At 33.2% G+C, this 14,324-nt stretch carries 15 protein-coding genes; 13 read left to right on the top strand and 2 right to left on the bottom strand.

Annotated elements, in window-relative coordinates; all coding sequences use genetic code 11:
* The first annotated feature begins 189 nt into the window (after nt 1-189).
* The 7 genes from BUB42_RS15105 (at nt 190) to BUB42_RS15080 (ending at nt 4,959) form a co-directional block, all read left to right on the top strand.
* On the top strand, nt 190-975 hold the full coding sequence (locus BUB42_RS15105) for a hypothetical protein (protein WP_073021867.1): 786 nt from the start codon (nt 190-192) through the stop codon (nt 973-975).
* A gap of 278 nt (nt 976-1,253) precedes the next feature.
* On the top strand, nt 1,254-2,090 hold the full coding sequence (locus tag BUB42_RS15100) for a serine O-acetyltransferase (protein WP_073021865.1): 837 nt from the start codon (nt 1,254-1,256) through the stop codon (nt 2,088-2,090).
* A 5-nt stretch (nt 2,091-2,095) separates the two neighbouring features.
* Nucleotides 2,096-3,010 carry a cysteine synthase A gene (cysK, locus tag BUB42_RS15095; protein ID WP_073021863.1) on the top strand — a complete coding sequence of 305 codons (915 nt, stop codon included), beginning with the start codon at nt 2,096-2,098 and terminating at the stop codon, nt 3,008-3,010.
* A gap of 153 nt (nt 3,011-3,163) precedes the next feature.
* On the top strand, nt 3,164-3,721 hold the full coding sequence (locus BUB42_RS15090; RefSeq protein WP_073021862.1) for an ADP-ribosyltransferase: 558 nt from the start codon (nt 3,164-3,166) through the stop codon (nt 3,719-3,721).
* Nucleotides 3,722-3,733: 12 nt separating this feature from the next.
* Nucleotides 3,734-4,093, top strand: coding sequence for a hypothetical protein (locus tag BUB42_RS15085; protein WP_073021860.1), 360 nt, complete (start codon nt 3,734-3,736; stop codon nt 4,091-4,093).
* Nucleotides 4,094-4,404: 311 nt separating this feature from the next.
* Entirely contained in the window at nt 4,405-4,557 is a 153-nt protein-coding gene (locus BUB42_RS16780) for a hypothetical protein (protein ID WP_244533947.1), read from the top strand.
* 9 nt (nt 4,558-4,566) lie between these two features.
* Nucleotides 4,567-4,959: a hypothetical protein gene (locus BUB42_RS15080; RefSeq protein ID WP_244533946.1), complete on the top strand. Its 393-nt coding sequence runs from the start codon at nt 4,567-4,569 to the stop codon at nt 4,957-4,959.
* 187 nt (nt 4,960-5,146) lie between these two features.
* On the opposite strand, the gene BUB42_RS15075 is transcribed toward BUB42_RS15080, so the two are convergent.
* Both BUB42_RS15075 and BUB42_RS15070 read right to left on the bottom strand, forming a co-directional pair.
* Complete coding sequence (locus BUB42_RS15075; protein ID WP_073021858.1) at nt 5,147-6,187, bottom strand: RluA family pseudouridine synthase; 1,041 nt, start codon at nt 6,185-6,187, stop codon at nt 5,147-5,149.
* Nucleotides 6,177-6,800, bottom strand: a complete 624-nt coding sequence (locus BUB42_RS15070; protein ID WP_073021857.1) for a PASTA domain-containing protein — start codon at nt 6,798-6,800, stop codon at nt 6,177-6,179. Before BUB42_RS15070 ends, BUB42_RS15075 begins: the two co-directional genes overlap by 11 nt.
* Before the next feature lie 213 nt (nt 6,801-7,013).
* Here BUB42_RS15070 and BUB42_RS15065 point away from each other — a divergent pair, with 213 nt between their 5' ends.
* From BUB42_RS15065 to BUB42_RS15040, 6 genes are all read left to right on the top strand, one after another.
* A complete protein-coding gene (locus BUB42_RS15065) occupies nt 7,014-7,988 on the top strand; it encodes a D-alanine--D-alanine ligase (RefSeq protein WP_073021855.1) in 975 nt (324 codons plus the stop codon).
* A 38-nt stretch (nt 7,989-8,026) separates the two neighbouring features.
* Nucleotides 8,027-8,251: a DUF433 domain-containing protein gene (locus BUB42_RS15060; RefSeq protein ID WP_170857243.1), complete on the top strand. Its 225-nt coding sequence runs from the start codon at nt 8,027-8,029 to the stop codon at nt 8,249-8,251.
* Nucleotides 8,248-8,592, top strand: coding sequence for a DUF5615 family PIN-like protein (locus tag BUB42_RS15055; RefSeq protein ID WP_073021853.1), 345 nt, complete (start codon nt 8,248-8,250; stop codon nt 8,590-8,592). Before BUB42_RS15060 ends, BUB42_RS15055 begins: the two co-directional genes overlap by 4 nt.
* Nucleotides 8,593-8,601: 9 nt before the next feature.
* Complete coding sequence (locus BUB42_RS15050; protein WP_073021851.1) at nt 8,602-9,294, top strand: DUF421 domain-containing protein; 693 nt, start codon at nt 8,602-8,604, stop codon at nt 9,292-9,294.
* Between the two features lie 38 nt (nt 9,295-9,332).
* Complete coding sequence (gene coaD / locus BUB42_RS15045; protein ID WP_073021849.1) at nt 9,333-9,788, top strand: pantetheine-phosphate adenylyltransferase; 456 nt, start codon at nt 9,333-9,335, stop codon at nt 9,786-9,788.
* Between the two features lie 1,035 nt (nt 9,789-10,823).
* Nucleotides 10,824-11,402, top strand: coding sequence for a PhnA domain-containing protein (locus BUB42_RS15040; RefSeq protein ID WP_073021847.1), 579 nt, complete (start codon nt 10,824-10,826; stop codon nt 11,400-11,402).
* Nucleotides 11,403-14,324: the final 2,922 nt, after the last annotated feature.

Here is a 14,324-nt window from a genome sequence, read left to right as displayed (position 1 = left end):
ATTAAATATCACAACTAGCTTGCAATCAGAGAAATATATAAAATAACAACCAAATTAACGAAGAATTATGAAACAATTAAACAGAATTAAATAACAAAATATTTTAAACTATGTACTTATTTTGGCATAACTAAATTAAAAAAAAGATCTAGTCCTTTACAATTTAAAATTTGTCTAAACGTAAGTCTTATGAAAAATATTTACTTAAATTCTGGATCAATAAATGACGTTTTTAATGATATTAAATCTTCATTTGAAGGCGTCTTAAAAGTAAGTAACAGCGAATTTAATTTAGCGCTAGATTGCAAGTTCTTTAAAGGAAACATCGATCTATTGACATTTAATCCTGCCATTACATCCATCCAAGTTAAAATGTCATTTCTAGATGATGTAACAGTAAGTTTAGAATCATTTAATAATTCCTCAATTGTATTTGCTTATTGTAATGACGGAAATTTTAGACATAGTTTTGGTATTTCAGGTGAGCAAACCAATCTTCGAAATCAGCAATCAGTAATAATAACAAGTACTAAAAGCGTAAACACGATATTACATTTCAAAAAAAATAGTATTGTTCAATTTACGATTATTAAGGCAGAAACTTCAGCTTTAAAACAATCGGCTGATGATTCATTACTTTCAAATTTGAAAAATACTTTTTTAAATAAACAAGCTAATTACATTTATCCCGATAGACAGTGTATCAAAATTGAAGAGATGATTAATCAACTAAAAAATAAAACCAACAAAGGGATACCAAGTTTTGCTCTAAAAAAAGAAATTATTGAGTCATTATTGTTATTAGAGATTGATAAAAACACTAGCCCAGTTTTAAAAATGACTCAAGCCATAAAAGGCACGGTTTTGAAACAGATGAAGCAAACAAAAAAAATACAGAGAATACTAAATCAGTATACGCTTAACCTCCAGTATATTAAAGTTTTCAGTTCTAAAAATAATATTTTTATCAAATAATAATTAAAAAAAGTTGTTGAATAATCTTATCTATTATTGCGATATTAAAAACGTAACTGAATTGCAGGGATGACACTTAAATGGAATAGCAATTTTATTTTTAATTAAAAAATTAGGTTGGAACCAAGCTGGTATTTACAAATCCACAATCTAATTTTGTGAGAATTTAACATATTAACATTATTTTACAAATCGTACCAAAAAAAGTGTTCGATTGTAGTCTATCTTTGTTTTCTGAGCTGTTTTGCTCCATGAAATATTAATTTAGCATTCAATAAATGAATAATAAAACTCACGAATTTTCTAAAACATTATACGAAAATCAAAATAAGAATTGGGTTAGAGCCATAGATTCTTCCAAAATCATCAATTGGATTGATGATCTATTCAATATTTTATTCCCTGAAAAAACAGTAGAAACGATCCAAATTGAATTGATGTTGGATCAAAACAAAATAAATTTTGTTGCCATTCTCACTGAAATAAATAACGGAAAATCAGTTGATGAGTGTTGGGAACTTGCTGATTCCTTTTATGAAGCGCTGCCAGAATTATACTCATTTATGCAGCAAGATGCGCAAGCAATTTTAGATACCGATCCTGCCGCTGACTGCATTCAGGAAATTATCAATTCATATCCTGGCTTTTTAGCTATCGAAGTATATCGAATTGCTAATGCTATTGCTTCGCGCACGGATTGCTTGTTGCCCCGAATTCTAACCGAATATGCACACAGTAAAACTGGCATTGATATTCATCCAAATGCCACGATAGATGTGCCTTTTATGATCGATCACGGCACCGGAATAGTTATTGGTGAAAGCACAATAATTGGAAAACATGTGAGTATTTACCAAGGAGTAACTTTGGGAGCGCTTCAAGTTGAAAAAAATATGCAGGAAAAAAAACGACATCCTACAGTTGAAGATCATGTAATTATTTATGCTAATGCGACTATTTTAGGTGGAAGTACCATTATAGGAAATCACAGTGTTGTAGGAGGAAATACGTTTATAACTAAAAGTGTAAATCCGTATTCACTTGTCATGCAATCCAATAAAAATACGGTTTTAAATCAACAAGAAATAAAAGATATTAATTTTTTCTCAATATAATAATTATGAAATACAATAACATACTTGAAACAATAGGCAACACGCCTCATGTAAAAATAAATCGTCTTTTTGGTGAAAACCAAAATGTTTATATCAAACTAGAACGTGCAAATCCTGGCTCCAGTATCAAGGACAGAATTGCTCTTGCTATGATCGAAGACGCCGAAGAAAAGGGCTTGCTTAAAGAAGGAAGTACAATTATTGAAGCTACCTCCGGAAATACGGGAATTGGATTAGCGATGGTGGCGGCAGTAAAAGGCTATAAATTAATTTTGGTAATGCCAGAATCAATGTCAATTGAAAGACGTCGATTAATGAGCTTGTACGGTGCTGAGTTTGTATTGACGCCCCGCGAAAAAGGAATGACAGGCGCAATTGAAAAAGCAGCCGAATTGGTAAAAGAAATGCCTAATGCATGGTCACCACTACAGTTTGACAATCCAGCAAACATAGAAATTCACAAAAAAACGACGGCTCAAGAAATCATCAATGCATTTCCTGACGGTCTGGATTACATGATTACGGGCGTAGGAACTGGTGGACATATTACCGGTTGTGCCGAAATCCTAAAACAACATTTTCCAAACCTAAAAGTGTATGCTGTAGAACCCGAGGCTTCACCGGTAATTAGCGGTGGCGCTGCTGGTCCGCATCCTCTTCAAGGAATTGGCGCTGGATTTATTCCTGCTAATTTACATACTGACCTACTCGATGGATCGATTCAAGTAAGCAAAGACGAAGCATTTGAATATGCTCAAAGAGCGGCCAAAGAAGAAGGAATGTTTATAGGAATATCCTCGGGAGCATCACTTGCAGCGGTAGCTAAAAAACTATCCGAAATTCCCGAGAATGCGACCGTTTTGACTTTTTGTTACGATACAGGCGAACGTTATTTAAGTGTTGAAGGATTGTTTGTTTAGGTAAATTATCAAAAAAAGCCTTTATAAATCTTTCTTGTTTTGGAAGATTTATGGAGGTTTTTTATATCGACTCTTTTTGTAATTAATTGAAATTGTTATTAAAAATAAATCATGAAAAAAGATTATCTTTAGATTCTAATTTTAAATTTTTTGATGAAATCTATTGAAAAATATTCAAATGAAAATCTAACACAAGAGATGTTGGAAATAAAGAATAGCAATAGGAATAATCATTTTCCAGATTTAACTCTTCATGAAAAGGCTATAATTTACAAATACACAAATGATGGATTTGAAGAAATTAATGAACTACTTCGAAATTCGAAAGGTAAAAAAATTAACAATTTTGGTCATTTTTTAAATAAGACTTTAAATAAACTTCCAAATTTTGATGGTCTAGTTTATAGAGCAGCGCACTTATCGAAATTAGAATTAGAAAGATATATTGCCGCATGTGAGAGTAAATCGACTCTTAAAGAATATTCATTTGTATCAACTAGTAAATCTAGATTAATAGCCATGGCTTACCGTGGTAATGTTGTCTTTAGAGTATTGTCAAGGACTGGAAAAGATGTTGAAAAATTATCTAAATTTGGAAAAGGTAGTTTATTTAACGAAAAAGAAGTTTTATTTCGTCCTAATAGAAATTTTAAAGTTTTAGAAGTAACAAAGGAGTCTGACTATGCATTAATAACAATGGAAGAGATTTAAAAAAAAGAAAACATGAACGCAATAGAAAGAATTAAAAAACACAACAGTATCGATAAAGTAGAATTTGATTCTATTTCTAAACTTATGTTTCAATCATTTCAAAACGATAAAGAATTTAAAAACGAAAATCAGCTAACTAAAAAAGAAGAGCTGTTAACATCATTTACTCAATTTTTGGAAAAATATTTAGAACTTGATTTATTAAATTCTAAAAAAGAAAAATTAGAAATTATAAATTTCATTGACAAAATGAATATGCAGAAAGAATTATTAGAACTTCAAAAAGGGGACAATAGCATCTCTAATATTCAAATTGCGGCAGATAGACTTGGGAAGAAATCTCAATCTACATTTGAGATAAAAAATAAGTGAATATATCACTTATAAAAAGTTGTTGGTTTTTAAAAATCGATATCGATAATCTTTTTTAAATTGTTATTTTCTATTATATTTTAAAATTTCCAGATGAATTATTAGAGAATTTTACTATATTTGAAAAGCGAAAAATTAGAAGAAGCCTTCGTAAATCTACTCATATTTTAGTGGATATACGAAGGTTTGTTTCGTTTATAAACGAGCTGTTTATCAGTTTAGCTCAACAGATGTTCGAAAGAATTTTAATTTTAAAAATCCAAAAAAGCAGAAAAACAATTAGAATTATGTAAAGAAGATTTAACACTAAAATGATAATTACTTTATCATTTTTCTTAATTACATTTTTTACTAATGCGCAAAATGCAAGCGTTGAAAAATCAACTTATGGAATTCAAACGGGAATTTTAGGAATTTGGGCTCATCGTGAAGAAAAACTAACAAATCAAATTGCTTTAAGATAAGAAATCGGAATGGATGCTGGATTTTGGGGTGGAAGCTTCTATCCAAAAAATGGATATTTAATGACTCCCGTAATTACATTAGAACCTAGATGGTATTACAATTTAAATAAAAGAATTTCCAAATCAAGAAATATACTCGGAAATAGTGGAAACTTCTTATCTGTCAAAACGAGTTATAACCCAAACTGGTTTGTAATATCAAATTACGATAATATTCAAATTGCTGATCAAATTTCCATCATTCCAACTTGGGGAATAAAAAGAAATATTGGAAATCATTTTACATATGAAACAGGAATTGGTATTGGATATCGATATATTTTTGCTAAAAACGTTGGTTATTTAGAAAATCAAAGCGAAACTGCATTAAACTTACATTTACGACTTGGTTACCGATTTTAAAACCAGAAAACCCAACGCGCAACCGCAGTCATAAAATATACAAGGAATAAGTGGAATCAAAGTGATACAAGAAATTTCATCTTTAACAGATAATAATTAGTAAGCAATGCGAGCCGCGCCCTGTGCCAACCATACAGAATATTACACTAACAATCTTCCACAGAAAAAGCCCCGAACTGGGGCTTTACTATTCTTCTTCATCAGTCCCATGAGACTTTGAATAACCTCTCCATTTCTCAATACAGTCCTGTAAATCTTGTGGTAATTCCGTATCAAAACGCATCATTTCGCCCGTTGTAGGATGAATAAAACCTAAAGTTTTAGCATGCAACGCTTGTCTTGGTATAATTTTAAAACAGTTATCAATAAACTGCTTGTATTTCGTAAACGTAGTTCCTTTCAAAATCAAATGACCACCGTAACGCTCGTCATTAAAAAGAGGATGTCCTATGTGTTTTAAGTGGGCCCGAATCTGATGTGTTCTACCCGTTTCTAGTTGGCACGAAATCAAAGTCACATAACCAAAACGTTCTAAAACTTGGTAATGCGTAATCGCAGGCTTTCCTATTTCTGGATCAGCAAAAACCGCCATTTGCATGCGATCTTTCAAGTGACGCGCTAAGTTTCCTTCAATCGTTCCTTTCTCTTCGGTTACATTTCCCCAAACTAGAGCTACATATTCCCTTTCAGATGTTTTTGCTTCAAACTGTTTAGCAAGATGCGACATTGCGGCTTCTGTTTTTGCAATAACCAATAAACCAGAAGTGTCTTTATCAATACGATGCACTAACCCGGGACGCTCACTACTGTTCATGGGCAAGTTATCAAAATGATAAGCTAAAGCATGCACTAGAGTTCCCGTATAATTCCCGTGACCAGGATGAACCACCATTCCAGGTAATTTATTAATCAGCAATAAAGTGTCATCTTCGTAAACAATATTTAGCGGAATATTCTCTGGAATAATATGATTTTCGTACGGAGGATGTGTCAGCATAACCCTAACCACATCAAGGGCTTTAACCTTGTAATTTGATTTTACTGTCGCATCATTCACGAAGATATTCCCCTCGGTTGCGGCAGTTTGAATTTTGTTGCGAGTCGCATTTTGGATCAATCCCATCAAGTATTTATCAATTCGTAAAGCCGCTTGGCCTTTAGGAACTTCAAACCTAAAATGTTCGTATAACTCGTCTTCTAAATCTACAGTATCTATATTATTGTTCATTAACTGGTATTTCTTCAATTGGCACTGACAGTGTATCTGCAGCATTTTCTTCTTCTTGGTAACTCATTTTTCCGTCGCCTAAAACCAAATCAATTTTAGATGATTTCAACACCCTATCACCTACTTTCAAGTTTCTTCCTTTAAAACGCATTTCCAGCACCATGTCTTTACCTAAATTTGGCACATACGTCACCGTTCCTTCATCTAATCCTAACGCTCTCAGTGTTGGAACCGCTTCACGATAGGTCTTTTCAATCAAATTAGGAATTTTGACAGATGAAAAGCCTGAGGTATTTACTTTTATATAAATCTTTCTTCCCACTTTCACCTTAGTTCCCGGTGAAGGATCTTGTTCCACAACGCTAAATTGTGGGAAATCGTTTCTATAATCAACACTATCTAAAAGTTCATAATCTAAGTCCAGTTCATCTAGTTTAGTTTGCACTTGCTCTTCAGTCAGCTTTCGCAAATCTGGCACTGAAATTTCGTGTCCGTGATCAGTGGTAAAAGTCAACCAATGCATAAATAAATAAGCCAAAGCTACTACAATAGCAACTGCAATTAAAACTTGCACTCCAAATACGCGACTGGTAAGATACTTACGTAAACTCATAAATTTATTTTTAGATGCGCCAAAGATAAAGCTATTTCGTTTCAAAAAAAATGATAATTTTGTTTAATCGTTTTAAGGATTCTCTCTTATGATTTTTAGGAGCTATTTCCCGCTATTCGCTATATCTTTCCTTTTTTAAAGAAAAAAAGGAAAGGATATCGCTGCTATCGGGGCTAAAAACGACTTATTTTCATAACATTTATTATTTAAAAAATGAAGAACATTGCCATCATCATGGGCGGATATTCCAGCGAATACAAAATCTCATTGATCAGCGGAAACGTGGTTTACCAATTTCTAGACAAAACAAAATACAACGGTTTCCAAATTCATATTTTCAAAGAGAAATGGGTTTATGTTGATGACAATAACAATGAATTTCCAATTGATAAAAATGATTTTTCAGTAACTGTTTCTGGAAATAAAATTACTTTCGATTGTGTTTTCAATGCTATTCATGGCACACCGGGCGAAGACGGATTGATGCAAGCCTATTTCGAACTTTTAAATATCTCGCAAACCTCTTGCGATTATTATCAAGCCGCGTTAACGTTCAACAAACGGGATTTACTTTCGGTTTTAAAACCCTACGGAATAAAAACGGCGACTTCCTATTACTTAAACAAAGGAGACAAAATCATAACTGATGAAATTGTAGCTAAAGTAGGCTTACCTTGTTTTGTAAAACCAAATAAAGCAGGATCTAGTTTTGGGATTTCTAAAGTAAAAACCGCTGCTGAATTACCCACTGCTATCGAAGTCGCTTACAAAGAAGATAACGAAATCATTATTGAAAGCTTCCTTGACGGCACCGAAGTTTCTGTTGGAGTCATCAATTACAAAGGAATAGTAACAGTATTACCTATTACAGAAATCGTTTCCGATAATGATTTCTTTGACTATGAAGCCAAATATCTTGGTAAATCTCAAGAAATCACACCTGCCAGAATTTCGGATGAAATGACTCAAAAAGTAAGCGAAATAGCCAAACGTGCTTACGAAGTTTTAAAAATGAAAGGTTTCTCTCGTAGTGAATTTATTATCGTAAATGGGGAACCACACATGTTAGAAATGAATACTATTCCTGGATTAACTACTGAGAGTTTGATTCCGCAACAAGCAAAAGCTGCCGGAATTTCACTAGAAGATTTGTTTACAAATGCTATCGAATTGGCTTTGCCCGAATAAGAGATAATTTAGCTAACTTTGTAATTAACAAAATCCTAATGATCGATTATAAAAAATATATCGCATTAAATCCTCACGTTCGTTTCGGCAAACCAACGATCATTGTTACGAGGATTACTGTTTTTGATGTATTGAATTTGCTAGCAAATGGAATGTCTAAAAAAGAAATTATTGACGACTTTCGAGAACTTGACCAAACCCACATCAAAGCTTATCTTTCTTACGCGGCTGATAGAGAACATAAAATTCAAGTCGCGTCTTGAAGTTGCTATTTTACCAAAATATATCATTCAGAATTTTATCTAAAATTAAAGCTCATTTTCCAGAAGCCAAACAAGTTAGACAACTCGGAATTGAAAATTATTCAGATATTGAAATTTGGAAATTTGACAAAGAAAATCAGTTTACCAATGTAACTTTTGATGCAGATTTTTTTGATTTATCAAATTTAAAAGGACGCCCTCTAAAAATTATTTGGTTGCGTTTTGGTTATACATTTATTAATGTTGTCTTTGCTCATTTAATCGCAAAGGCTTCAATAATTAAAGATTTTACAATTTTAAAAGCCTATTCTGAAATAGCATGTCTCGAAATAACCAACTAAATTTCTGTTATGAAAGAAATATTTGAGTGGAATAGATTATTATTTAATGGCTTACCCGAATCATTTCTGCTGGAAGTCATTTTCCGATCTACGGTTATGTTTATTGTTTTACTGTTAACCTTAAAAGTAGCAGGGAAACGCGGAGTTAAACAGCTGTCTGTATTTGAAACTGTTATAATTATCGCTTTAGGATCAGCCGCTGGAGATCCTATGTTTTATGAAAATGTTGGAATTATTCCAGCAATCACTGTACTGATCGTGATTATTGTACTGTATCGATTAGTAACTTGGCTTACTGGAAAAAGTAAACGTTTTGAAGAGTTCATTGAGGGAAAAACCGAATGTATTATTAGTGATGGAAAATTTTCGATCGCAACTTTTAAAAAGGAAAGCTTAGCTCAAGATGAGTTTTTTTCGGAACTCCGCATGAAATCGGTAGAACATTTAGGCCAAGTAAAAAATGCATTTATGGAAATTAGTGGCGAGATCAGTGTTTTTTATTATGAAGACCATGAAGTACAACCAGGCTTGCCAATATTACCTTTTTTATTTAAATTAAAAAGTAAAACGATTCCAGCAAAAGGCGTTTATTCTTGCACTTTTTGCGAAAATACAGAACAGCAAAATATAGGATCCGCACAATGTAAAATCTGTAATAAATCAGAATGGGTTCAAGCGCTGAAAACCATTCGAAAAACATAATTTAACTTTAAATCAATTCACAATAAGTTTATCATAAAATGAGAAAAGCAATATTTCCAGGGTCATTTGATCCCATTACATTAGGCCACGAAGATATCATAAAAAGATCTATTTCACTTTTTGATGAAATCGTAATCGCAATTGGCGTTAATGCCGAAAAAAAATACATGTTTTCATTAGAAGAGCGAAAACGATTTATTGAAGAGACATTCAAAGACGAACCTAAAGTTTCTGTAATTACTTACGAAGGATTGACTACGGAACTTTGTAATAAATTAAAAGCAAATTTTATATTGCGTGGACTGCGCAATCCAGCCGACTTCGAATTTGAAAAAGCAATCGCACATACGAACCGACATTTGTCTAAAATTGAAACAGTATTCTTATTAACAGCCGCTAAAACTTCCTATATTAGTTCAAGTATTGTTAGAGATGTTATACGCAATGGAGGACAATATGAAATGTTGGTTCCTGATGCAGTGCGAGTGAAATGATTTTTAAATTTCACATATAAGAATGTAAATCAATTCAATAACTGCCACTATTTCAAATTTAATTACACCCCTTTTTGTCACGCTGGCAGCGTTTAAACTAACATTCTACTCGTATCAACAATAGCTACTAAAATTGTCACGCTGGAAGCGTCTCAACAATATCGAGCAACTTTATCGAGACGCTTAAAGCGCGACAAAATAAAGGGATAGTAACTCAAGTCTTTACTATTTGAAACAACATTATTTTATTCTCCTTTTATCTATAATAGCTACCAAAATTGTCACGCTGGAAGCGTCTCAACAATATCGAGCAACTTTATCGAGACGCTTACAGCGTGACAAAATAAACGGGATAGTAACTCAAGTCTTTACTATTTGAAACAACATTATTTTATTCTCCTTTTATCTACAATAGCTACTACAATTGTCACGCTGGAAGCGTCTCAACAATATCGAGAAACTTTATCGAGATGCTTAAAGCGTGACAAAATAAAGGGGCTATATAACTCGAGTCTTTATAGCTTGAAAACAATATTATTTTATTCTTTTCGTATCAACAAAAGCTACTACAATTGTCACGCTGGAAGCGTCTCAACAACGTCGAGCAACTTTATCGAGACGATTACAGCGTGACAAAATAAACGGGATAGTAGAATTCAAGTTTTTATTATTTGAAAACAATATTATTTTATTCTTTTCGTATCAACAAAAGCTACTACAATTGTCACGCTAGAAGCGTCTCAATTAAATTGGTCAAAAAATTGCGTTTCGAGCCCGCAAACAGAAAATAAAGCAATTTATTATCACTTTTAATTGTATTCACTTTATCTTCTCATTTGTCACCCTGAAGGCTTCTCAACACTCAAGAATAAATTACCTGAAAGACATAATTGGCCAAAAATTAAAGAAAAACAGAAATATAAGTTTTATTCAAAATGACATTTACTTCGAGAAAGGGCAAACAAACATCTTCCTTCTAAATTGCTATTGCGACCATAAAACCGTAATTTCGCCTAAATTAAAAGCCAAAAAATAATGAATTTAGAAAGAGAATTAAGCAAACGCGGTCGAGCAAAATGTGAACTTTGTGGTGCCACAGAAAACTTAAAAGTATATGAAGTACTGCCAACAAAAAAAGGCGGAATCGATGAAAATATTATGGCCTGCAGCACTTGCATTGGTCAAATCGAAAATCCAGAAACGGTAAATTTAAACCACTGGAGATGTTTAAACGACAGTATGTGGAGCGAACAAACCGCTGTACAAGTGGTAGCTTGGAGAATGTTAAGCCGTTTGCGTTCTGCCGGTTGGCCTCAAGAATTATTAGACCAAATGTATTTAGATGAAGATAATTTAGCTTGGGCACAAGCAACAGGCGAAGGCGAAGAAAATGAAAATAAAATAATACATCGCGATAGTAACGGCGTAATCTTAGAACATGGCGATTCAGTTGTGCTAATAAAAGATTTGAAAGTTAAAGGATCAAACATGGTCGCTAAGCAAGGAACCGCAGTTCGCAACATTCGTTTAGATCATGAAAACGCAGAATATATTGAAGGAAAAGTTGATGGGCAAACCATTGTAATTATTACGCAGTACGTTAAGAAAACGTAGTTTTCAGTGATCAGTTCTTTAGTGATCAGTTTTGAGTGATCCGTAAAAAAAAAACGTTAGCAGTCTGAATTTAGAGTGCTAACGTTTTTTTTTAATTCTGCTTTTATCAATAAAAGCTACTACAATTGTCAAGCTGGAAGCGTCTCAACAATATCGAGCAACTTTATCGAGACGCTTACAGCGTGACAAAATAAAGGGATTATATAACTTGAATCTTTACTATTTAAAACAACATTATTTTATTGTCCTTTTATCTACAATAGCTACCAAAATTGTCACGCTGGAAGCGTCTCAACAATATCGAGCAACTTTATCGAGACGCTTACAGCGTGACAAAATAAAGGGATTATATAACTTGAATCTTTACTATTTAAAACAACATTATTTTATTGTCCTTTCATCTACAATAGCTACCAAAATTGTCACGCTGGAAGCGTCTCAACAATATCGAGAAACTTTATCGAGACGCTTACAGCGTGACAAAATAAAGGGATGATATCACGTGAGTCTCTAATATTTGAAAACAATATTATTTTATTCTGCTTGTAGCAACAAAAGCTACTACAATTGTCACGCTGGAAGCGTCTCAACAATATCGAGCAACTTTATCGGGACGCTTTCAGCGTGACAAAATAAAGGGATTATATAACTTGAATCTTTACTATTTAAAACAACATTATTTTATTGTCCTTATCTACAATAGCTACCAAAATTGTCACGCTGGAAGCGTCTCAACAATATCGAGCAACTTTATCGGGACGCTTAAAGCGTGACAGAATAAAAGGATAATATAACTCGAGTCTTTATTACTGAAAACAATATTATTTTATTCTGCTCGTATCAACAAAAGCTACTACAATTGTCGCGCTGGAAGCGTCTCAACAATATCGAGCAACTTTATCGAGACGCTTACAGCGTGACAGAATAAAAGGATAATATAACTCGAGTCTTTATTACTGAAAACAATATTATTTTATTCTTTTCGTATCAACAAAAGCTACTACAATTGTCACGCTGGAAGCGTCTCAACAACATCGAGCAACTTTATCGAGACGATTACAGCGTGACAAAATAAACGGGATAGTAGAATTCAAGTTTATATTATTTGAAAACAATATTATTTTATTCTTTTCGTATCAACAAAAGCTACTACAATTGTCACGCTGGAAGCGTCTCAACAATATCGAGCAACTTTATCGAGACGCTTACAGCGTGACAGAATAAAAGGATAATATAACTCGAGTCTTTATTACTGAAAACAATATTATTATATTCTGCTCGTATCAACAAAAGCTACTACAATTGTCACGCTGGAAGCGTCTCAACAATATCGAGAAACTTTATCGAGAAACTTTATCGAGACGCTTAAAGCGTGACAAAATAAAGGGATGATATCACTTGAGTCTCTAATATTTGAAAACAATATTATTTTATTCTGCTCGTAGCAACAAAAGCTACTACAATTGTCACGCTGGAAGCGTCTCAACAATATCGAGAAACTTTATCGAGACGCTTAAAGCGTGACAGAATAAAAGGATAATATAACTCGAGTCTCTAATATTTGAAAACAATATTATTTTATTCTGCTCGTAGCAACAAAAGCTACTACAATTGTCACGCTGGAAGCGTCTCAACAATATCGAGAAACTTTATCGAGACGCTTAAAGCGTGACAAAATAAAGGGATGATATCACTTGAGTCTCTAATATTTGAAAACAATATTATTTTATTCTGCTCGTATCAACAAAAGCTACTACAATTGTCACGCTGGAAGCGTCTCAACAATATCGAGAAACTTTATCGGGACGCTTTCAGCGTGACAAAATAAAGGGATAATATAACTCGAGTCTTTACTATTTGGAAACAATATTATTTTATTCTCCTTTTATCAACAAAAGGTACTACAATTGTCACGCTGGAAGCGTCTCAACAATATCGAGCAACTTTATCGGGACGCTTTCAGCGTGACAGAATAAAAGGATAATATAACTCGAGTCTTTATTACTGAAAACAATATTATTTTATTCTGCTCGTATCAACAAAAGGTACTACAATTGTCACGCTGGAAGCGTCTCAACAATATCGAGCAACTTTATCGAGACGCTTACAGCGTGACAAAATAAAAGGATAATATAACTCGAGTCTTTATTACTGAAAACAATATTATTATATTCTGCTCGTATCAACAAAAGCTACTACAATTGTCACGCTGGAAGCGTCTCAACAATATCGAGAAACTTTATCGAGAAACTTTATCGAGACGCTTAAAGCGTGACAAAATAAAGGGATGATATCACTTGAGTCTCTAATATTTGAAAACAATATTATTTTATTCTGCTCGTAGCAACAAAAGCTACTACAATTGTCACGCTGGAAGCGTCTCAACAATATCGAGAAACTTTATCGGGACGCTTTCAGCGTGACAAAATAAAGGGATGATATCACTTGAGTCTCTAATATTTGAAAACAATATTATTATATTCTGCTCATATCAACAAAAGCTACTACAATTGTCACGCTGGAAGCGTCTCAACAATATCGAGAAACTTTATCGAGAAACTTTATCGAGAAACTTTATCGGAACGCTTAAAGCGTGACAAAAGAAAGGGATGATATCACTTGAGTCTCTAATATTTGAAAACAATATTATTATATTCTGCTCGTATCAACAACAGGTACTACAATTGTCACGCTGGAAGCGTCTCAACAATATCGAGCAACAATATCGAGCAACTTTATCGAGACGCTTACAGCGTGACAAAATAAAGGGATAGTACAACTCAAGTTTTTATTATTTGAAACCAATATTATTTTATTCTGCTCGTATCAACAAAAGCTACTACAATTGTCACGCTGGAAGCGTCTCAACAATATCGAGAAACTTTATCGAGACGCTTAAAGCGTGACAGAATAAAAGGATAA

The organism is Flavobacterium micromati, assembly GCF_900129585.1.
Lineage (GTDB): Bacteria > Bacteroidota > Bacteroidia > Flavobacteriales > Flavobacteriaceae > Flavobacterium > Flavobacterium micromati.
Note: the sequence above shows the minus strand (reverse complement) of the source record. Positions and strands in the feature narration are given on the sequence as shown.